The 19584-nt window shown below is 68.2% G+C and carries 19 protein-coding genes; 11 read left to right on the top strand and 8 right to left on the bottom strand.

Features of this window, described 5'->3' with window-relative positions; genetic code table 11:
• Positions 1 to 45: 45 nt before the first annotated feature.
• Positions 46 to 1206 carry a winged helix DNA-binding domain-containing protein gene (locus ACNQR1_RS17160; protein ID WP_418047369.1) on the bottom strand — a complete coding sequence of 387 codons (1161 nt, stop codon included), beginning with the start codon at positions 1204 to 1206 and terminating at the stop codon, positions 46 to 48.
• 3 nt (positions 1207 to 1209) lie between these two features.
• Positions 1210 to 1398 (bottom strand): hypothetical protein, encoded by a 189-nt coding sequence (locus tag ACNQR1_RS17165; RefSeq protein ID WP_418050404.1) that lies wholly within the window; start codon positions 1396 to 1398, stop codon positions 1210 to 1212.
• Between the two features lie 294 nt (positions 1399 to 1692).
• Here ACNQR1_RS17165 and ACNQR1_RS17170 point away from each other — a divergent pair, with 294 nt between their 5' ends.
• From ACNQR1_RS17170 to ACNQR1_RS17180, 3 genes are all read left to right on the top strand, one after another.
• Positions 1693 to 2187 (top strand): lipoprotein LpqH, encoded by a 495-nt coding sequence (locus ACNQR1_RS17170; protein ID WP_418050405.1) that lies wholly within the window; start codon positions 1693 to 1695, stop codon positions 2185 to 2187.
• 71 nt (positions 2188 to 2258) lie between these two features.
• Positions 2259 to 4004: a tetratricopeptide repeat protein gene (locus ACNQR1_RS17175; RefSeq protein WP_418047370.1), complete on the top strand. Its 1746-nt coding sequence runs from the start codon at positions 2259 to 2261 to the stop codon at positions 4002 to 4004.
• Positions 3986 to 5197 carry a CHAT domain-containing protein gene (locus ACNQR1_RS17180; RefSeq protein WP_418047371.1) on the top strand — a complete coding sequence of 404 codons (1212 nt, stop codon included), beginning with the start codon at positions 3986 to 3988 and terminating at the stop codon, positions 5195 to 5197. Before ACNQR1_RS17175 ends, ACNQR1_RS17180 begins: the two co-directional genes overlap by 19 nt.
• A 1-nt stretch (position 5198) precedes the next feature.
• Here ACNQR1_RS17180 and ACNQR1_RS17185 read toward each other — a convergent pair whose 3' ends face one another.
• Positions 5199 to 5642, bottom strand: coding sequence for a hypothetical protein (locus tag ACNQR1_RS17185; RefSeq protein ID WP_418047372.1), 444 nt, complete (start codon positions 5640 to 5642; stop codon positions 5199 to 5201).
• A gap of 62 nt (positions 5643 to 5704) precedes the next feature.
• Here ACNQR1_RS17185 and ACNQR1_RS17190 point away from each other — a divergent pair, with 62 nt between their 5' ends.
• Both ACNQR1_RS17190 and ACNQR1_RS17195 read left to right on the top strand, forming a co-directional pair.
• Positions 5705 to 7045: a hypothetical protein gene (locus ACNQR1_RS17190; RefSeq protein ID WP_418050406.1), complete on the top strand. Its 1341-nt coding sequence runs from the start codon at positions 5705 to 5707 to the stop codon at positions 7043 to 7045.
• Entirely contained in the window at positions 7042 to 8133 is a 1092-nt protein-coding gene (locus tag ACNQR1_RS17195) for a hypothetical protein (protein ID WP_418047373.1), read from the top strand. Before ACNQR1_RS17190 ends, ACNQR1_RS17195 begins: the two co-directional genes overlap by 4 nt.
• 3 nt (positions 8134 to 8136) lie before the next feature.
• Here the strand turns inward: ACNQR1_RS17195 and ACNQR1_RS17200 are convergent, their stop codons facing one another.
• From ACNQR1_RS17200 to ACNQR1_RS17210, 3 genes are all read right to left on the bottom strand, one after another.
• Entirely contained in the window at positions 8137 to 9471 is a 1335-nt protein-coding gene (locus ACNQR1_RS17200) for an alpha/beta hydrolase (RefSeq protein WP_418050407.1), read from the bottom strand.
• 74 nt (positions 9472 to 9545) lie between these two features.
• Positions 9546 to 12872, bottom strand: a complete 3327-nt coding sequence (lysX, locus tag ACNQR1_RS17205) for a bifunctional lysylphosphatidylglycerol synthetase/lysine--tRNA ligase LysX (protein ID WP_418047374.1) — start codon at positions 12870 to 12872, stop codon at positions 9546 to 9548.
• A 67-nt stretch (positions 12873 to 12939) separates the two neighbouring features.
• Positions 12940 to 13326, bottom strand: a complete 387-nt coding sequence (locus ACNQR1_RS17210) for a DUF1844 domain-containing protein (RefSeq protein ID WP_418047375.1) — start codon at positions 13324 to 13326, stop codon at positions 12940 to 12942.
• A gap of 263 nt (positions 13327 to 13589) precedes the next feature.
• Here ACNQR1_RS17210 and infC point away from each other — a divergent pair, with 263 nt between their 5' ends.
• The 5 genes from infC (at position 13590) to ACNQR1_RS17235 (ending at position 16159) form a co-directional block, all read left to right on the top strand.
• Complete coding sequence (gene infC, locus ACNQR1_RS17215) at positions 13590 to 14189, top strand: translation initiation factor IF-3 (protein ID WP_418050408.1); 600 nt, start codon at positions 13590 to 13592, stop codon at positions 14187 to 14189.
• A 23-nt stretch (positions 14190 to 14212) separates the two neighbouring features.
• Positions 14213 to 14407, top strand: a complete 195-nt coding sequence (gene rpmI, locus ACNQR1_RS17220; RefSeq protein ID WP_036449598.1) for a 50S ribosomal protein L35 — start codon at positions 14213 to 14215, stop codon at positions 14405 to 14407.
• Positions 14408 to 14447: 40 nt separating this feature from the next.
• Positions 14448 to 14837: a 50S ribosomal protein L20 gene (gene rplT / locus ACNQR1_RS17225; protein ID WP_135455381.1), complete on the top strand. Its 390-nt coding sequence runs from the start codon at positions 14448 to 14450 to the stop codon at positions 14835 to 14837.
• 23 nt (positions 14838 to 14860) lie between these two features.
• Positions 14861 to 15601: a TrmH family RNA methyltransferase gene (locus ACNQR1_RS17230; protein ID WP_418047376.1), complete on the top strand. Its 741-nt coding sequence runs from the start codon at positions 14861 to 14863 to the stop codon at positions 15599 to 15601.
• A 114-nt stretch (positions 15602 to 15715) separates the two neighbouring features.
• Positions 15716 to 16159 carry a hemerythrin domain-containing protein gene (locus tag ACNQR1_RS17235; RefSeq protein WP_418047377.1) on the top strand — a complete coding sequence of 148 codons (444 nt, stop codon included), beginning with the start codon at positions 15716 to 15718 and terminating at the stop codon, positions 16157 to 16159.
• 2 nt (positions 16160 to 16161) lie between these two features.
• Here the strand turns inward: ACNQR1_RS17235 and ACNQR1_RS17240 are convergent, their stop codons facing one another.
• Positions 16162 to 17406, bottom strand: coding sequence for an acyl-CoA dehydrogenase family protein (locus tag ACNQR1_RS17240; protein ID WP_418047378.1), 1245 nt, complete (start codon positions 17404 to 17406; stop codon positions 16162 to 16164).
• 27 nt (positions 17407 to 17433) lie between these two features.
• Positions 17434 to 18465 (bottom strand): oxygenase MpaB family protein, encoded by a 1032-nt coding sequence (locus tag ACNQR1_RS17245; RefSeq protein WP_418047379.1) that lies wholly within the window; start codon positions 18463 to 18465, stop codon positions 17434 to 17436.
• Between the two features lie 228 nt (positions 18466 to 18693).
• Between ACNQR1_RS17245 and ACNQR1_RS17250 the strand changes: the two genes are divergently transcribed.
• Positions 18694 to 19581, top strand: coding sequence for an adenylate/guanylate cyclase domain-containing protein (locus ACNQR1_RS17250; protein WP_418047380.1), 888 nt, complete (start codon positions 18694 to 18696; stop codon positions 19579 to 19581).
• Positions 19582 to 19584 lie beyond the last annotated feature (3 nt).

Raw genomic sequence — 19584 nt, forward strand, 5'->3', positions numbered from 1 at the left:
TGATGGAATCCGGCTGATTTCCATCAGAAACCGTAGTTTCGTCCGTCAGCGCTTGGACAGCGGTGAAGGGAAGCGGGGATTGGCCCGAGCTCCGGCCAGCCATTCGGTCAGCGCGTCGGCGCGCTGCTGCAACGCGCGGGTGCCGTCACGTCCGGCCTCCTCGAGCAGGTGCAACTGGACGCGGCCGTCGGGATCCTGGCCCCAGCCGCCCACGATCCGGCCGTTCCACCACGCCGTCGGCCCGCCGTTGCCGTTGGTGTCGAACACCTGGGAACGATGATCGCCGAGGTACCAGTCACGGTCGAACCAGCCCATCGTGGTGACGTCGAGGCCGGGGAGCAGCGCTGCCCACGGCTCGGCGTCCGGCTCGACCTCGAGGTCGTCGGGCAGGACATAACCGGTTACGCCGGACAGATCCACCTCGACCGCGCCGATATCGCGCAGCGCGTGCCGGGCCCAGGTCAGGGTGTTGCCGAACCACCATTTGACGTCGGTGACCGTGGCCGGGCCGAATGTTCGCAGCCAGGTCCGCACCAGCTCGGCGCGGGCGTGATCCGGCTCGGCCGTCGGCACCGGTGTCCCGAGCCAGTCAGAGGTGACCGTCCATCGCGGTCGTGAGTTGTTCCACCCGCTCTCGTTGGGGCCGCGCACGATCTCGCCGCGCACGCCGAGCACCGTCAAAACCCTTGGGGAAAGCGGAGTCTCACCACCCCAGCGCTTTCCCGGCGCCGGGTCGAAACTGCCGGCGAGTTCGGGTAGCGCGGCGCGCAGTTGTGCCGCGGGCGTCGGCCCGTGCTCGTGGAGATGGTCCAGCACCGCCCGACACGCGGTGGCCAGCCACTGAGCACCGTCGGCGGCCACACCGGCCTTCTCCACATCGCCGATGAGCTTCCGCTGCTCGTTGCCGGCGACCCGGTCGCTGGCCCCGGCCTGCACCAGCGGCAGGTCCCCGGCGCGCACGATCCACAGTGTGCGGCGCATCGCGAGGTGTTTGAGCACAGTGCGCTGCGCGTACAGCTCGCGGTCCAGATCATCGATGGTGAAACCGGGCAGCCGCGCGAACAGGGACAGGTACGGGGTGGACGGGTCGGTCGCGTGCAGGCCGACGAAGGCCCCCGTGGTATCGGAGACCGAGGACGCCGGCCGACTCAGGAAGTGACGCCGGGCCAGCCGAGCGCGGCGCTCGGCGAGTGTGAACGTCCGCACGGATCAGGCGTCGTCCGACTTGTGCATGGACTCACGGATCTGCTGCAGGCGCTCGGCCGCCGCCTGCTGGCGCTTTTCGTACTGCTCCTCGACAGAGCGGCCCTCAGGCGTCTCGGCTGCCAGCTCCGAGGCTCCGATGGCGGTGCCGTAGCGGGTCTCGATCTTCTCCCGGACCGCATCGAACGTCGGCACCCCGGCCGCGGTGTAGCCGGTGTCGGCCGGCTCGGAAACCGGCCCCGGGACCGACCCGGGCTGCGGGCGCGAGGCCGGGGCTGCGGGAACGATCTCGCCTTCCACCACAGCGGGCTCCTCGGCTGTCGCGGCGTCGTCGGGTTGATCCTGCTGCTCTGGGTCCTTCGTCACGAAACCCACGTTACCTGCGGGAACCGACATTTTTTGGGATCGGTAGCACTTGGCCCCGCCAAGACTTCAGGACACGACGGAGCCATCGGGGCAACGCGGAACGAAGGGGAAGACGTAATGACCGTGAATCGAGTTATCGCAGGCGCCATGGGACTGCTCGCGACGGGTGCGGTGCTGGTGGGCTGCTCGAACGACAAGCCCGCCGACAAGCCCGCGGACAAGCCGGCCGCGTCGGCGACCGACACCAAGGTGAGCTCCGGAAGCAACACCCAGGTCAAGGTTGACGGGTCGGACCTGGCCGGCCTCGACCTGAACTCGGTCACCTGCGTCAAGCAGGGCGGCAAGATCAACGTGGCCAGCGCCGCGATCGGCGGCCAGCAGGGCCTGGGCGTGGTGATGACCGACGAGGCCACGCCGAAGGTCGAGTCGCTCGGCCTGGTCTATGACGGCAGCGCACTGGCGGTGAGTGAGGCGATGGGCGTAAAGGTCGGCTCGGCCGAGGTCAAGGTCGACGGGGACACCTACACCATCTCCGGCGAAGCGTCGGGTGCCGACATGAAGAACCCGATGGCCGGGATGATCAACAAGCCGTTCACCATCACGGTGTCCTGCAGCTGATCTCCCGACATGGCGGGCGTGCCCGGCAGACCTTCTGCCGGGTACGCCCGCCGCTTTTATATGGTGCAGAGGTGACCATCGTCGGCGATCTCGACCGCGCCCGTCGCCTGACGCTGGCTGCCGACGAGATCGCTGCCCGCGACCTGCTGGTCTCGCAGCTGCCCCTGATCGAGCAGGCCGACCGCGATGACCACGCGCTGGAGGTGTTCGCCCAGCTCGGTGAGATCTACCTGGTACGGACCGCGTATGAGGGTGTGGTGGAGAGTATTTCCCGCATCCGCGACTGTCTGGCGATCTACGTCGCGATCCGTTCGGGGCAGCGCCCCGACCTCGCCGCGCAGACCACCATGTCCGGCCACGACATCGATCACATGATCTGCCGCTATACCCGGCGCGTCGAGTTCCTCGATGCCGGCCTCGCCGCGGCTCGCGGTGAGCATGACAGTGCCAGAGTGCATCTGGAGGCGCTGGTCGAAACCCGTGGATATTACCCGGATTTGGCAACCGAGTACCGTAACCTGATCTGTCGCACCAGGATTCTGATCGCGAACGGCTTGTGCGACGACGATCTGTATGCGGCATCGGTGCCGGTGTGGGCCGAGGTGCTCGACTTCCTGAAGTATCCCGCGCCCGATGGCGACGACGCCGAGACCGACCATCTCTTCGTCACTGCGGCGCTGGGCTACGGCCGGTTCTGCATCGAATCGGGTCGCCTCGACGAGGCCGAGCCGTGGTTGCGCCGGGCCGGCGCGCGCGCTGAGGCCCGCGACTGGAAACTCGCCACGGCCCGCGCCCAGCTCGAGCGAGGGGCTGCGGCCTGGTCTGCCGGTCGTCATTCCGAGACACAGGACCTGGTCACCGCGGCATACCCGGTGATCGCCGAACATGCCCGTGCCCACGACGTGTCCCGCAGCTGGTTGTATTTCGGGCTGGTCCGGCTCGGCATCGGCCGGTTGAAGGAAGCCGACGAGTGCTGGGAACACGCCGAGCGGCACTGGCGGGAGCTGGGCAGACCGCTTCATATCCACCGGATCCTGTTGCAGCGCAGCTGGATCGCGATCTTCCGGGGCGCCTTCGAGGAGGCGATACAACTGGTGGAGCAGGCCCGCGAGTATCTGGATGCGTCGCCGCGGCACAGCTGGCTCCAGTACGCCCGGCTCGACGCGCACCTGGGCAACATCTGGCGGGCCGACGCGCTCGTGGAGATGGGTTTTGAGGGCGTCGGCGAACCCGGCCAGGACTGGAGCCAGATCGAGGCTCGGCACGCTGCGGGGCTAGGCGTGGTCGATTGCGCCCCGGGCACACCGGAATACCGGCGCGCAATGGTCAAGCTCGACCGGGCCGCCGATCTGAAGGTGCCTGCCGCGCTGGCCGTCGATTCGGTGCGCTACACGATCACCGACGCCGGAGCCCGGGCCCGCTGGGCCAGCGGCGTGTCGGCGCCCCTGCTGGCGGGGGCGTTCGCGGTGGCGTGGGAGTCGGACAATACCGAGCTGACCTGTGAACTGGTCGAATACCACAGCGCGCGAGGAACTTTCAGGACAGATCCGGAAGTCGAGCCGGGTGGGGCCGCGGATTGGGCGGGTACCGCCACGGCGGTGGTTCCGGTCGAAGCCGAACTCGCGCCGCAGCTCGCTGTCGCGGCCGCCGCAGAGCCGGTCGGCTGCGAAGGCGCGCTGACCAGGCTCGGACCGTTGCCCCCGTTACGGATGGATCCGAGTTCGGGCCCGATCATGAGCCACTACCGGGAGCTGGCGCTGCAGCGGTATGGCCAGGATGTCACCGCGCCCGGCGCGGAATGGACGACGTGGCCGTGACCGACACTCTGGTACTGCGGTTCGCCGATGTCGGCATCGCGACGTATGCGAGCCTGCGGGTGGTGGGGGAGCCGCAGCGGTCGGTGACCTGGGTGATCGAGGAACCGCACATGCAGGCGGTGGAGGCCGTTTTCAACCCGGCGCTGCCCGACCCGATCGGTACCGAAACGCCGGCACAGGCCATCGAACGGGCCGTCACCACGGGCGCCTTCGCCACCGTCGAGGCTGAACTCGACCTGGCCCGGTTGCTGGGCTCGCACCTGATCGGGATCGACGGCTGGCAGCTGCTGGCCGACTGCGTCGCCGACGTCCGGCCGGTGCTGTTCGTGACGCCGAGCCCGCGGTTGGGCCGGGTGCCGTGGGGCCAGCTGGCGATGCCGGGCCCCGACGGATTCCGGTTGATGGAGTTGGTGGACGTGCTGATGGCGGTGCCGCCCAACATCGTTCACGCAGAGCGCACCCCCGCCCGTTGGCAGGACCGGCTCAGCGGGCCACCGGTGCTGGTACTGGATCCGCGTATCCCCGGGCAGCGGCCGGATTCGGCCCTGGGTTCGGTGCTGGGCCGCCCGTCGCCGCACACGCCGCTGTCGGCGCACTTCGGCGACCTGGTGGCCGGCCACGCCGTGCTGCCGAAGGTCGCCGAGGCGGTCGAGTTGTTCCGTCGCACCGATACCGACCGGCGCTGGTTGGCCGATGCGTGTGCACAGGACCCGAGCCGGCTGCTCTACGTAGGGCACGTCAGTGCAGCCGACGGAACCGCCGGGCATGCCGAGCGTGCGGCTGTGCATCTGGCCGAGGACCGGCCGCTGACCGCGGGGGAGATGATCGCCGGGAGGCTGCGGTTCCCACCCCGGGTGGCATTGCTGGCGTGTTCATCCGGCGGCGACTACCGGTTCGACGAGGCGGCCGGGCTGGTCGCCGCCATGATCCTGGGTGGCGCGCAGTTGGTCACCGCGACGTTGTGGTCGTTGCCGACCAGCGCGGGCTTCCGGCAGTTCGGCAGTGCACCCGACGCCGATCCCATGGCGGACACCATCGTGGGGGTGGATCTGGCGCATCGCGACGACGACGCGGGCCTGGCGGTGAACCGCTGGCAGCGCGCCACGATGCGCCGCTGGCGCGACGGTGACGCCACGGCCAGTCCGCTGCACTGGGCGGCGGTGGCCACGTTCAGCGTCGACGGCGCGCGCTGAATCAGGCAGGCGCCACACAGACGGCGACGGTGCTCTCGTCGCCAGGCCGGTAGTAGGTGTCGATCACGTTGCCGGGTGACACCTTCGCCAGGGCCGTCGCCGGGACCATCGTGCGCTCACGAACCGGGAACTGGCCGCCCCCGCGGCGGCTGACGATCAGATCGAGTTCGACCTCGCGGTAGTCCTCCCGGACCTCCCCGGTCGGGCGCATCCCGGTGATGATGCCGCGTGACCGGGTTCCGGTGCGGATCAACGTGACCTGTGTCCCGGTCAGCAGTCCTTTGCGGACCAGCATGTGGTCGAACTCGGCCACCAGCTCGCCCAGGGTGACCAGGCGCTCGTCGGCCTCATCGTTCGGGCAGACACACCGCGTCCGGCCGATCGCGGTCAACACGGCGCCGGTGCAGAACAGGCACAGGACGGTGATCAGCACGGCGTCGGTCATGGACCCAAGGGTCCGGCCGGGCCATGGCTACCGAACCCAACTTCGCCTCTATCCTGGTGCCGGTGAGCATCGGGTCCGATACGGCCGGGGCGCAGGCGGGCCCCAATTGGGGCGTGAATTCGGCCCAGCCGCGCCGCGCCGTCATCGAGCGGGCCTGGCGGGCACTCGGGCCCGGCGTCGAGGTGTTCAGCGGTGACGACGGCGGGCCGCTGCGCCGAACCGTCAAACGGATCATCGACCCGCTCGTGCTCAGACTGCGCAGCAACACGCACTATTCGGCCCCGGTGCTGGCCCCGGAGGTGGCCGCCGAACTGCACGAGCAGATGGTGCGCAGCGGGCCGCATCTGCGCGCCGCGGCGGCCTGGTTCAGCGAGCTCAAGCAGCAACGCAGGCGACTTCGCATCACCACGGGCAACGCCCAGGAACTCTATTTCCCGGTGTGTTTCGAACTTGCGGTGACCCGGGGCGCGCCGGCGTTGGACGGCGCGCAGGTGGCCGCCGAGGTGCTGGCCGGCCTGCACGAGGGCCGTGACCGCACGGCGATCGAGGCCCTCAGCGGCTACGTGGCCGATCCGCAGGTCATCGACCGGTTGCGTCGTCAGCTCCAGCACAGCTGGGAAGACGTGGTCCCGTCGGACGCCATCACCGGTCCGTTCTTCGCAGGCCTGGCCACCGTGCTCGGTCCCGCCGACAGCCACCGCGCCGAGGCGGCCCGGCAGCGGGTGTGGTCGGCGCTGGTGGCCGACGCGACGCCGTACAACCTGGGTGCGGGAGCACGACGAGCCGACGCCGGCCTGCCGTGGTCGATCGCCGGCATCGGACTGAGTTCGGTTCAGCCGCAACGGCCGCCGTCGATCAGCGGTCAGGGGGAGGGGGACCGTCCGCTGGACCGCAGCGTGGTGGACCGGGTGCGGGCGACATTGCGCCGGGCACTGGACCGCGACGAGCTGCCCGACCTCCCGCTGCTGTGCGCGGAGGAGGTGGACCGAGCGTGCGCGCCGTGGGGGCTGCTCGCCGAGGACAAGCAAGCCGCGCTCCTGACCGGCATCGAGGTGGCCACCGATCTACACCCGCTCGACGCATCGGCATCGGGGCGCTATCAACTGTCGGCACGCATCCAGGCCCGGCTGGCCAAGGAGGCCTATGTGCTGCATGCCCGCCGCTACCTGGCGGCAGGCACCGCCGTGCACCCGCGCCAGCAGCAGGTGATCGACGATCTCGGCGGGTTCGCCCGCCCCTATCTGAGCCGGCTGTGGGCCCGGCTGCACGGCTTCGACGTCTGGCAGGAGTCCTGCGCGGACATCGACGACGTCCGGTCCCTGCTGGAAGGTGTGGCCAGATCGGTCAGCCTCGATCATCGGCAACGGATCAAGTCGATGCTGGAAGTGCAGGTGGCAGAGTGAAATTGGGTGCTGATGCCGGCCTGTGGGGCACGGCCCCGCTGCACGTCGGCGCGCCGCTGATCGCGGTGCTGGAGGTCAGCGGCGCCGTGCTGTCGTGGGTGGTGGATGGAGGCGCCGGCGAAACACCTTCCATCGCATTCACCGACCCCGAGCGTGCAGATTGGTTGTGGCGCGTGATCGGGGAGTCCGGCCATGTCGCCGTTCTGGACGCACTGCGGCACCGGGAACCGGACCGGCCACTCGACCTGCCCGGTGTGGAGCTGCTGCCCGGCTCGACGGATGCGTTGCGGCGCCTGGCAATCGGCCATTGGCTTCGTCGGTGGTGGCCGGCCAGTGGCCGGGACGGTATCGCGGCACTGGAACGCCCTGTGCTCGACGCCGAACTTGCGCTGCTGACGGTGGCCGCCGAGGACTTCTTCACCGACGACACCCTGGATTCCGACGCGCTGGATCTGCTGGCGCCGCATCTGGAGGCACTGAACTTCCTTTCCGGTCAAGGTGATCCGAATGTTGCCGAGCTGGTCGGGAAGTGCCGGGAACTGGCCGCCGAGACCGGGCTGGAGTGGCCCGACACTGTCGTCGCAGCGACCCGGCGGGCGGATTACGCCCTGGCGGCCGGGGCCGGCGACGGATCGAGCGACGCGGGCGTGATCGGCCGGGGGGTGGCGACCGTGGACTGGTCGGCGGTACCGCCGGGGGTCTTCGATGCCGCCGACAACACCGTCGAGTGGTCGGTGACCGCCGTCGGGCAGGCAACCGGCGCGGTGGTGCAGGTGGCGCTCTCGGGACCGGATTCGCCTGCGGGCATCGCTGTGACGATGCGCGGCAGCGACTGCGGCGGCTCCGGTGTCCTCGACGCCGCCGGCCGTACCGTACTGCCGCTGCGCGCTCCAGATGGGCGGCCGCTCAGCGAGACCCGGGCCTGGAATCTGGATTGGTCGGGCGTCTCGGTGCGGGTCGGCGCGGACGGCGTCGACGAGTCGGCAGCGGACCGGGACCGGGTGCGCGCGTTCGCGCGGGCCCGGCTGGCGAGCCCCGGAATCGATGCCTTCCTGGCCGAAAGACGCGCCGCCGAATCCGATTACTGACCGCTACTTGGCCGCGGTCTGGATGAAGGCGGCCGAGGGCGATGACTGGGGCAGTCCGATCGCGGGCACCTGCGGGGTTTCGAGGACGCCGGCCAGCCAGGGCAGCGCCGCGGTGAATGCGTGGCTTGCGAACGGCCAGTCATGGGTGCCCTGGTGGGTCACCACCGCGCAGGCGATGCCGTGCTTGGACCCGAGTGCACACAGCGCGTTGGCGGCCTTGGCTTGATCGTTGGCGCGGTTGGCCGGCTTACCCGCGGTCGACGTGTCGTTGACGTCGAACCAGCCGGTCGTCTGGTCGTACTGACCACGCCGGTTGATGACGGTGCTTGGATCGAAGGCATCCCATGCGGCGGAGTTCCCGCCGAACAGCCGGTCGACGGTCTGTGCCTTGGTACCCGAATTCGGGCCGATGTCGCCGGCGATATCCACGAACGCACTGAACAACTCGGGGTGCATGACCGCCAGGTCCACCGCGCAGGTGCCGCCCATGGACCAGCCGACGATGCCCCAGTTGGCGGCGGCCGGTTTGACGCCGTAGTGGCTGTTGATATAGGGCACAACGTCTTTGGTGAGGTGGTCGGCGGAGTTCCCGCGCTTTCCGTTGACGCACTCGGTGTCGTTGTTGAAGGTGCCGCCCGGGTCGACGAACACCAGCACCGGCGCGTATCCATGGTGGGCCGCGGCGAAGTCGTCCATCGTCTTGATCACGTTGCCGGCTCGCATCCAGTCGGCCGGGGTGTTGAACTCGCCGCCGATCATCATGACGGTCGGCAGCTTCGGCGCGGGATTGGCGGCGAACCACGCCGGCGGCAGATATACGTATTCACCGCGATGCCGGAAACCCGAAGCGCTGTTGGGGATCTCGACCGGAACGACGCTGCCCTTGGCCGGGATGGTGCCTTGGCGCTGCATCGCGGCCACGGTGACCTCGTCGGTCTGGTCAGGTAGCGGTCCTGCGGTCAACTGATTCCATGCGGTCTGCACCCACGGGAAGTAACCCACCCACAGGTTCAGCGCCAGCGCCGTGCAGAGCAGGGTCATCGGCACTGCCATGACCGCGGTGCCGCGCCGCCACCACCGGCTGCCGCGCCAACCGGCGGCCAGAACGACGATCGCCACACCGGTGAGCGCGATCCACACCCACAGCGACCGCGGCGCCGGGTTACCCGCCAGCCCCTCGGACTCGATGTACCAATTGGTGCCCGCGACCAGGACGCCGCCCACCGCGGCAGCGAACGGCAGCCAGATGAGAGCCCAGCGGCGGGTACGCCATCCGATTGCGGCGATCAACACCACGGCGGTGATGACTTGGATGCTGGTCGGGACCCAGCCGTGCATCAAGGACAGGTGGTGGGTGAACGTCACAGCAATATCGTCGCCGCCCAATCTTGGGATCGGCTGTGAGGAACCTGCTAACGAGGTTTGGCCAGGGGAAACGGCAGTGTTTCGCGGATGCTACGGCCAGTTATCAACATGACCACCCGGTCCACACCCATCCCGAGGCCGCCCGTCGGAGGCATCGCGTACTCCATCGCCTGCAGGAAATCCTCGTCGAGTTCCATCGCCTCGGGATCACCGCCCGAGGCCAGCAACGACTGTTCCTGCAGCCGCCGGCGCTGTTCGACGGGGTCGGTGAGCTCGCTGTAGGCGGTGCCGAGCTCGACGCCCCAGGCGACCAGGTCCCAGCGTTCGGCGACCCCGGGAATGCTGCGGTGCGGCCGGGTCAGCGGCGACACCGACGTCGGGAAATCCTTGTAGAACGTGGGTTCTTCGGTGCGGTCCTCGACGAGGTGCTCGTACATCTCCAACACCACGGCGCCGGCGTCCCAGTGGGTCAGGTAGGGGATGTGCGCCGCATCGCAGAGCCGGCGCAGCGTGGCCAGATCCGTCTCGACGGTGACCTGCTCGCCCAGGGCTTCCGACACCGCGTCATGCACGGTCTTGACCGCCCACCGGCCCGAGATGTCGACCGGTTCGAGGACCCCGTCGGCACGCGGCCGCTGGAAAACCTGGGCCCCGTTCGCGGCCTGGGCGGCGTTCTGGATCAGCTCGCGGCAGCCGTCGATCCACACGTTGTAGTCGGCGTGGGCCTGATAGGCCTCCAGCAGGGTGAATTCCGGATTGTGGCTGAAATCCACGCCTTCGTTGCGGAATGCCCGGCCCAGTTCGAAGACCCGCTCGACGCCGCCGACGCACAACCGCTTGAGGTAGAGCTCGGGTGCGATCCGCAGATACAGGTCGAGGTCGTAGGCGTTGATGTGGGTCAGGAACGGCCGGGCATTGGCGCCCCCGTGGATCTGTTGCAGGATCGGGGTCTCCACCTCGAGGAAACCTTTGGCGTACAACGTCTCCCGGATGGCGTGCAGGGCGCCGCTGCGCGCCCGGATCAAATCCCGTGCTTCGGTGTTGACGGCCAGATCCACGTAGCGGGCCCGTACCCGGGCCTCCTGGTCGGTCAGGCCCTTCCACTTGTCCGGCAGCGGGCGCAGGCATTTGCCGATCAGCCGCCAACTGTCGACCAGCAGCGAGTGGGTTCCGTTGCGGCTGCGCCCCATCGAACCGCTGACCTCGATCAGGTCACCCAGGTCGATGGTCGCGGTGAAGTCGGCGGTGCCGGCCTGCGTCAGGCGGGTGTTGTCGAGCAGCAACTGGACCTCGCCCGACCAGTCGCGCAGTTGGGCGAACAACACGCCGCCGTAATCCCGGACCCGCAGGATCCGCCCGGCCACGCTGACGCTGTCACCGTCGGCGGATTCCAGTGCGGCCGCGACGGTATGGCTGGGGGCCTGGCCCACGGGGTAGGCGTCCACACCGTCGGCCTGCAGCTGGCGCAGCTTGGCCATCCGGACCCTGACCTGCTCGGGCAGCCGTTGTTGGTCGTCGTCACCCAGATCGTCGGGCGGCCCGTTGCGGTCCGGGGCGCTGCCGTCGTGGTGCAGCCGGCCCGAGTCCACCAGATCGGCAGGGGCCGCGACGTGTTCGCCGGTGTGCTGCTTGTTCCGCCGGGAGAACGGCAGCACCAGGAATCCCTCGGCGATCACCGAGGCGACTCCGACCCGCGGGATCAACCGGGCATCCTCGTAGCAGGCGTACCGCGGAACCCACTCGGGCTGATACTTCATGTTCGAGCGGTACAGCGTCTCCAGCTGCCACCACCGGGAGAAGAACACCAGCAGTGCCCGCCAGAGCCGGGCCACCGGGCCCGCGCCCAGTTGCGCGCCCTGTTGGAACGCCGATCGGAACATGGCGAAGTTCAGTGAAATACGGCTGACCCCAATGGCTTCGGACTGCATGCACAGTTCGCTGACCATGAGCTCGATGGTCCCGTTGGGGGATTGCGGCGAGCGGCGCATGACGTCGAGAGAGACGCCGTTGGTGCCCCACGGCACCAGCGACAGCAATGCGACCACCTCAGGCTCCGGGTTGTCGCCGCGCTGCTGCACGGCCTCGACGAGCAGGCAGTCACGGTCGGCCGGGTCGCCGAGCCGGCCGAGCGCCATCGAGAAGCCGCGTTCGGTCTCGGTGTCCCGCCAGGCGTCGGCGCGCTTGATCACGTCGGCCATCTCGGCCTGGTCCAGTTCCCGGTGGCGCCGGATGCGTACCGAGGTCCCGGCCCGCCGGGCCCTGGTGACCGCCTGGCGCACCGCGCGCATGTCGGGCCCGGACAGCCGGAAGTTGTCCGGATACAGGATGGCCTCGTCGCCGAGTTGCAGTGCGTTGAGTCCGGCTGCCCGGAACGCCTCGGCCGCAGCCGAACTGGCACCCATCACACCCGGCGCCCAGCCGTAGGTCTGGCACAACTGCAGCCAGGCGGCGATCGCCTGCGGCCACGCCTTGGGATCGCCGACCGGGTCGCCGCCGGCCAGGCACACGCCCACCTCCACGCGATAGGCGATCGCGGCACGTCCGTTGGGGGCGAACACCACCGACTTGTCGCGGCGGGTGGCGAAATATCCCAGCGAGTCGTTCTTGCCGTAGGCCTCCAACAATCCGCGGATCGCCGATTCGTCCTCGCCGGTCAGCGCATTGGAGGCGCGTTGCGACTGAAACAGCACGACCGCGGCGGCCATCAGTGCCAGTGCGCCGAACAGACCGAAGATCGCATTGAGGAAGGGATGTGAGTAGCCCTCGAAGACCTCGGTCGGGACGGTGGCGAAGCCGCTCACCCGGTTGACCGCGTACAGCAGCCGCCACTCCGGTGCCAGGGTGCCCGGGAACAGCTCCAGCAGCGCCCACGCGGCCAGGATGCCGATCGCCATGCCCGCGACCAGGACGACGGCGGATTTGAGCAGCGCGCCCCGGCGGACCTTGGCCCAGAACTGGTTGCGGGCCAACACCAGGCAGACGATGGCCACGATGTGGAACGCCAGGCCGATGACTTCGCCGACGTCCTCGGCCAGCGGGTCACCACCGGTGGCGAGATCGCCGAGGTTCCAGCCGATGGCGCCCACCATGTAGAGCACCAGGATCCACCAGGCGATCCGCTTGCGGGCGGCCAGCGCCGCGGCCAGCAGCGCCAGCACGAAGGCCCACGAGAAGCTGGTGTCGGGAAAGTTGAAGATGTAGTCGTTGACGAACTCCCGTGGCACCTGGATCAGCCAGCGCACCGTTTGAGACACGCTGGCGACCAGCGACAGGGTGGCGATCACCCCGACGGTCCAACCGGCTGCTGCGGGAACCCAGGAGAATCTCGACGCGGGCTGGACCCCGGTGCGGCGGCCGCGGTTGATGACGGTCATACGCCCGGAGAATAGGCGGTCAAACCGTCAATTGGGTCGATCGCGCGCACAGACACCGCCCAGGTGTCTACCAGACCGGGCCGGTGTACTTCTCGCCTGGGCCTTTGCCCGGTTCCTCGGGAGCCGCACTGGCTTCTCGGAACGCCAACTGCAGGCTCTTGAGGCCGTCGCGGACGGGACCCGCGTGCGGTCCCAGGTATTCGGCCGATGCCGTCACGAGCCCGGCGAGCGCGGTGATGAGCCGGCGGGCCTCGTCGAGATCACGGTGCGGGCTATCCTCGGGGTCTTCGGCGGACAGCCCGATCTTCTCGGCCGCGGCGCTCATCAACATGACCGCCGCCCGGGTGATGACTTCCACTGCGGGGATGTCGGCGAGTTCGCGAACGGCTGGGCCGTCCAGATTGCCCGAGTCCTGCGGGGTCGCCTCGTCGGGCGTTTCGGTCGGATCCGTCATGCCTGCTAGACTGTCATGCGCGACCGTCCCGGCTCATGTCAGGGACAGCAAGTGGAGTCCCACTCCCACCGTTGGCCACAAGGTACAACGGTCCGGTCGCCGGTGTCCTCGGACGCCGGTTCTGTGCTCCAGAACTGGAGGTGCAGGCGGCGCAAGCCGTGATCGGTCGGCATTGGGCCCTGCTTTTAGCAGGGCTTTTCTGTTCTCAGGGGCAGAAGTGCAGATGGGCGGGTCTCCTCAGCAGACCCAACATAGGAGGCCCCATCAGCACTGAGACCCGCGTCAACGAGCGCATTCGTGTACCAGAAGTCCGCCTGATCGGACCAGGTGGCGAGCAGGTAGGCATTGTGCGCATCGAAGACGCCCTCCGCGTCGCCGCGGATGCCGATCTCGACCTTGTCGAAGTTGCGCCAGGCGCCAAGCCGCCGGTCTGCAAGATCATGGACTACGGCAAGTTCAAGTACGAGACGGCTCTCAAGGAGCGCGAGTCTCGCAAGAACCAGCAGCAGACCGTCGTCAAGGAACAGAAGCTGCGTCCCAAGATCGACGATCACGACTACGAGACGAAGAAGGGCCATGTGGTCCGCTTCCTCGAAGCCGGGTCCAAGGTCAAGGTGACCATCATGTTCCGCGGACGCGAGCAGTCCCGGCCCGAACTCGGGTACCGGTTGTTGCAGCGGTTGGGCGCAGACGTGGCCGAGTACGGCTTCGTCGAGACCTCAGCCAAGCAGGACGGCCGCAACATGACGATGGTGCTGGCACCGCACCGCGGCGCGAAGACTCGCGCCAAGGCGGCGGAGCAGGCCGAGCGCCCGGGCGGGCAGCAGGCCGCACCAGAAGAACCAGACGTTACGCAGAACTAGTTTCAAGACAGAACTGAGGATTCATGCCCAAGGCGAAGACCCACAGCGGAGCATCGAAGCGCTTCCGCAAGACCGGGACCGGCAAGATCGTGCGCCAGAAGGCTGGCCGCCGCCACCTGCTGGAGCACAAGGCCACCAAGCGCACCCGTCGGCTCGATGGCCGCACCGTGGTTGCAGCCAACGACACCAAGCGTGTCAACAAGTTGCTCAACGGCTAGAACTGCCGCTCCCCGTACCGAACGAGAATAGGAACATCCCATGGCACGCGTGAAGCGCGCACTCAACGCCCAGAAGAAGCGGCGCACAGTCCTCAAGGCCTCGAAGGGCTACCGCGGTCAGCGGTCCCGCCTGTACCGCAAGGCGAAGGAGCAGCAGCTCCACTCGCTGACCTACGCCTACCGGGACCGCCGTGCCCGCAAGGGTGAGTTCCGCAAGCTGTGGATCTCGCGTATCAACGCCGCGGCCCGCGCCAACGACATCACCTACAACCGCCTGATCCAGGGTCTCAAGGCCGCAGGTGTCGAGGTCGACCGCAAGAACCTGGCCGAGATCGCCGTCAGCGATGCCGCCGCGTTCACCGCGCTGGTCGAGGTCGCCAAGGCTGCCCTGCCGGAGGACGTCAACGCGCCCTCGAACGAGGCCGCCTGACGCTCACCGAGCGTTCTGCCCGGGTGGCGGCTGCGGTCAAACTGCAGCGCCACATCGGGCGCCGCCGCGCCGCACGCTTCCTTGCCGAGGGTCCCAACCTCGTCGAGGCCGCGTTGCGGCGCGGACTTGTTTCCGAGGTGTTCGCGACCGAGGACGCGCTCGACCGTTTCGGTGCCCTGCTCGCCGATGCGCCGGTGCAGTTGGTCACCGAACGTGCGGCGAAAGCCTTGTCGGACACCGTGACCCCGGTCGGCCTGGTGGCGGTGTGCCGGCTGCCGGAGGTATCCCTCGACGATGTGCTGGCTGCTGAACCCCGGTTGATCGCGGTCGCAGTGGAGACTTCGGAGCCGGGCAACGCAGGCACGCTGATCCGGCTGGCCGATGCCATGGGGGCGGACGCGATGATCCTGTCGGGCAACAGTGTCGACCCCTACAACGGCAAATGCCTGCGGTCCTCTGCGGGAAGTATTTTCGGGTTGCCGGTGGCGCAGGCACCTGACACTGCCGCGTTGATCGCCGCGTTGCGGGCCGCAGGCCTGCAGGTGCTGGCGACGACGCTCGACGGTGAGACGCCGCTGCCCGCCGCTGATCTCACGGTACCGACGGCGTGGCTGTTCGGTTCCGAGGCGCATGGTCTGTCGCCCGAGGTCGCCGCTGCCGCCGATGTGCGGGTGACGATCCCCATGCGGGGCAGTGCGGAAAGCCTCAATGTTGCTGCTGCAGCGGCCATCTGCCTGTATCAGAGTGCGCAGGCGCGGTCCTGACTCCGAGTGGCCAGTTGTTGCATACGGATTTGCGATTCGCGTGCAACAACTGGCCACTCCGCTAGGGTCGGATGCGGAGGACGAGCCATGTGCCAATACTGCGGATGCCGGGACATGCCACTGCTGCGGGATTACATCGCCGAGCATGAACGGGCCGTCGACCACGGCCGCGAGGCGGTGCGCGCACTGGACCGCGGCGAGCTGGACGTGGCCCGCAGGCTCTTGGCGGCGATGTTCGAGGAATTGCGTTCCCATTGGCAGGGTGAGGAGAACGGGCTGTTCGCGGTGATGCACGACGACGAGCTGTACGCCGAGCGCATCGACCCGTTGGTGGCCGAACACCGCGAGCTGGCCGCATTTCTCGAGGTTGTCGACCTGTCCGATCCCGACCACCAGAAGCGGGTTCGCGCCGAGATCGAAGAACTCTATGTGCACATCGCGAAAGAAGAGGACGGCCTTTTTCCGGCTGCGCTCACCGCGCTCGACGGTGCCGACTGGGATACCGCGATGGCCGGGTGGCGTGCCGCGCACCCGGGTCGCGAGATGATCCAGGGATAGCGCTAGCTGAGCAACCCCCGTGCCACGTGGGTGATCTGCACCTCGTTGCTGCCGGCGTAGATCATCAACGACTTGGCATCGCGGGCCAGCTGCTCGACCCGGTACTCGGTCATGTAGCCGTTGCCGCCGAACAGCTGCACGGCTTCCATCGCGACGTCGGTGGCGGCCTGCGAGCAGTACCACTTGATCGCCGAGGCCTCGGCGAGGGAGATGGGAGCACCCTTCTCACCGGATTCGATGACGCGAAACAGCATGTTGCGCACGTTCATCCGGGCGACTTCCATGTTGGCCAGCTTGAGCTGGATCAGCTGGAACTGGCTGATCTCCTGACCCCACAGGGTCCGGGTCTTGGCGTAGTCGACGCTCAGCCGCAGGCATTCCTCGATCACGCCGAGTGCCATCGCGGCCACGCCGATGCGTTCGGCCGAGAAGTTGGACCGCGCGCTGGCTCGACCTTCGTCCGGCCCGTCGGTTCCCTCCGTCTCGCCCAGCAGCCGGTCGCGTCCCAGCCGGACGTTGTTGAAGAACAGCTCGCCCGTGCGCGAGGAGTGGATGCCCATCTTGCGGAACGGCTTCGACTGCTCGAAGCCCTCCATGCCGCGGTCGAGCACGAAGGTCAGCACCTTGCGGTTGCGCGGATCCGAAGCGGAGTCACCTGCCGTGTCCTCGGCGAGCTTGGCGTAGACGACCACGACATCGGCGTCGGGACCGTTGGTGATGAACGTCTTCTGGCCGTTGAGGATGTAGTCGTCCCCGTCCCGGGTGACGTAGGACTTCATGCCGCCGAACGCGTCCGAACCAGAATCGGGCTCGGTGATCGCCCACGCGCCGATCTTCTCGTAGGTCACCAGCCCGGGCAGCCAGCGCTCCTGCTGGGCCAGGGTGCCGCGGCTCTGGATGGTCGACACGGTGAGGCCCAGGCTGACGCCGAGCCCGGTGACCAGGCCCATCGACACCCGGCACAGTTCGCTGATCAGGACGAAACCCATGCCCGGTGACCCGCCGCCGAACATTCCGCCCCGGGCGCCGGACGGCTTGCTCTCGCCACTGCGCAGCTTCGCCAGCCGCTTGTCCAGTGACTCCTTGGCGAGCGCGTCAATTCCGAACGTGGCGAACAGCTTTCGCACGATCGGATACGGCTCCATGTCGCCGCTCTCCAGCTCGTCGAGGTGGGGCCGGATCTCCTTGTCCACGAACTCCCGCACCGCGTCCCGGACAGCTATGTCGACATCAGACCAATCAAGCATTTCGACAGCTTAGACACGTGTCAAAAGTCAGGCCGCAGGGCGTCGGGCCGGGCGCGACGGCGGACGCAACGCCGGTAGCGAAAACGTGGTGTGCACCAGGGCTCCGGCGCGGTCCAGCAGCGTCTTGCGCCGGGGCAGGTAATGCATGGGCAGGCCCCGTCGGTCGCGGGGCGGGTCCATGAAGCTCGGCGCTTCGACCAGCGGGCCGTCGGCCGGCAATTTCCCGGCCGCACGGCGGTAGGCCGACAATGCGCGCGGGTGCAGCCTGATCTCGTCGGGGACCGCGACGAATGCCAGCTCGACCATCTTTCCGAAGATGCGCAGCAGGACCTCGTCGCCGGGGGTCCAGCGCATTCCGGCCTTCTCCCGCACCGCCGGGTCGAACAGGCCGGCGGCGATCCAGCGCTGCGCCCCCACCAGGGGTCTGAACAGCTGGTCCCACACCGGGGTCGGCATCAGCACGAACCACGGCTTGGGAATCCGGATGGTGAAGATGTCGAGGGTGGCCCGGTTGATCTCGAGCTCGTCGCGGCATTTGGCGTCCCAGTACTCCTGAAACTCCTCCCAGCTGTCCGGCACCGGCCGCATGCTCATGCCGTACATGCGGTACCACTGCACGTGCTCGTCGAACAGTTGACGCTTCTCGGCCTCGGTGAGGCCGCCGCAGAAATACTCCGCGGTCTTGAGGATCAGCATGAAGAACGTGGCGTGCGCCCAGTAGAACGTCTCGGGGTTCAGGGCGTGATACCGGCGGCCCTGGCCGTCGACGCCCTTGATGGTGGTGTGAAACCCCTTGATCTGCGCACCGGTGTCCGATGCGCGGTCGCCGTCGTAGACCACACCCATGATCGGGTACACCGACCGCGCCACCCGCTGCAGCGGCTCCCGCAGCAGGATCGAATGCTCCTCGACGCCGGCGCCGAGTTCGGGATACATGTTCTGGATCGCGCCGATCCAGACGCCCAGCATCCCGGTGCGCAGGTCGCCGAAGTACTTCCAGGTGAGTGAATCCGGACCGAGGGGATCGTGTCGGCCGGCAGTCGTGGCTCGTGTGGTCATTGCGTCCTCGTTGACTCGTCATGACGTGAATCACAGCTGAGCCCAACGATAGTAGTGACAACGTATGTTGTCTACGACGCCGCGGCGCGTCGTCGCGCACTGTTATTCGGCGGCTACCGTGGCGCCACAGGGCTGTGACCAGCCCGGTTCCGTGGTGCCCCGACAGTGTGGGCAAACCCGCTCGCGGCGTGATTGCCGCCCGGTCCGCGCGCCACTTACTCTTGCGCTGTGGATGGCGAGCCGTTCGATGACCCGTCCGGCCGAGTCGGGGATGTCGAGCAGGCGCCGCAGCAGCGCCCGGTGCGGACACCCGGATTGCCGGGTCCGTTGGGGTGGGTGCAACGAACCAACCGCAGCCCCGCCGTCATCGATCTGGTCCGGCGGGTCAGGCGGTCGTTGCCCGGGGACCCGGATTTCGGTGACCGCCTCTCGGCGTCGGGTGAGGGCGGTCCCCGCGCGGCAGCGCGGGTGGCTGACCGGTTGCTCGACCGGGACGCGGCCTCGCGCGAGGTGAGTTTGGGCGCATTGCAGGTCTGGCAGGCGCTCACCGAACGTGTTTCGGGAACCCCGGCCAATCCCGAGGTGACCCTGGTGTTCACCGACCTGGTCGGATTCTCTTCGTGGTCGCTGCGCTCCGGCGATGACGCCACATTGCGGTTGCTGCGGCGGGTGGCCCAGGTGATCGAGCCGCCGGTGCTCGAAGCCCGCGGCCACATCGTCAAACGCATGGGCGACGGCATGATGGCCGTGTTCTCCGACCCGGGTACCGCCCTGAGCGCGATGCTCATCGCGCTCGACGGGGTGAAAGCCATCGACATGGACGGCTACTCGCCGCGCATGCGGGTCGGTATCCATACCGGCCGTCCGCAGCGCATCGGGTCGGACTGGCTCGGCGTCGATGTGAACATCACCGCCCGGGTGATGGAACGCGCCGCCACCGGCGGCCTCGTTGTGTCCCACACCACGCTGGAGGGCATCTCCGAAGAGGACCTGGCCGAACTCGGGGTGAGTGTCAAACGTCAACGACGACAGATGTTCTCGACCAAGCCCGAAGGCGTGCCCGACGATCTGGTGATGTACCGGGTGAAAACGTCGGGGCAGTTGCCGACTCCGTGAGTA

The organism is Mycobacterium sp. 48b (assembly GCF_048282725.1).
Classification (GTDB): Bacteria; Actinomycetota; Actinomycetes; order Mycobacteriales; family Mycobacteriaceae; genus Mycobacterium.

Coding starts and splice junctions, on each gene's coding strand:
- ACNQR1_RS17180 (WP_418047371.1), top strand. CDS start 3,986: ATGGACGACGTGGCCGTGACCGACACTCTGGTACTGCGGTTCGCCGAT.
- lysX (WP_418047374.1), bottom strand. CDS start 12,872: ATGACCGTCATCAACCGCGGCCGCCGCACCGGGGTCCAGCCCGCGTCG.
- ACNQR1_RS17235 (WP_418047377.1), top strand. CDS start 15,716: ATGCCACTGCTGCGGGATTACATCGCCGAGCATGAACGGGCCGTCGAC.
- ACNQR1_RS17185 (WP_418047372.1), bottom strand. CDS start 5,642: ATGACCGACGCCGTGCTGATCACCGTCCTGTGCCTGTTCTGCACCGGC.
- ACNQR1_RS17245 (WP_418047379.1), bottom strand. CDS start 18,465: ATGACCACACGAGCCACGACTGCCGGCCGACACGATCCCCTCGGTCCG.
- rpmI (WP_036449598.1), top strand. CDS start 14,213: ATGCCCAAGGCGAAGACCCACAGCGGAGCATCGAAGCGCTTCCGCAAG.
- ACNQR1_RS17210 (WP_418047375.1), bottom strand. CDS start 13,326: ATGACGGATCCGACCGAAACGCCCGACGAGGCGACCCCGCAGGACTCG.
- ACNQR1_RS17240 (WP_418047378.1), bottom strand. CDS start 17,406: ATGCTTGATTGGTCTGATGTCGACATAGCTGTCCGGGACGCGGTGCGG.
- rplT (WP_135455381.1), top strand. CDS start 14,448: ATGGCACGCGTGAAGCGCGCACTCAACGCCCAGAAGAAGCGGCGCACA.
- ACNQR1_RS17200 (WP_418050407.1), bottom strand. CDS start 9,471: ATGCACGGCTGGGTCCCGACCAGCATCCAAGTCATCACCGCCGTGGTG.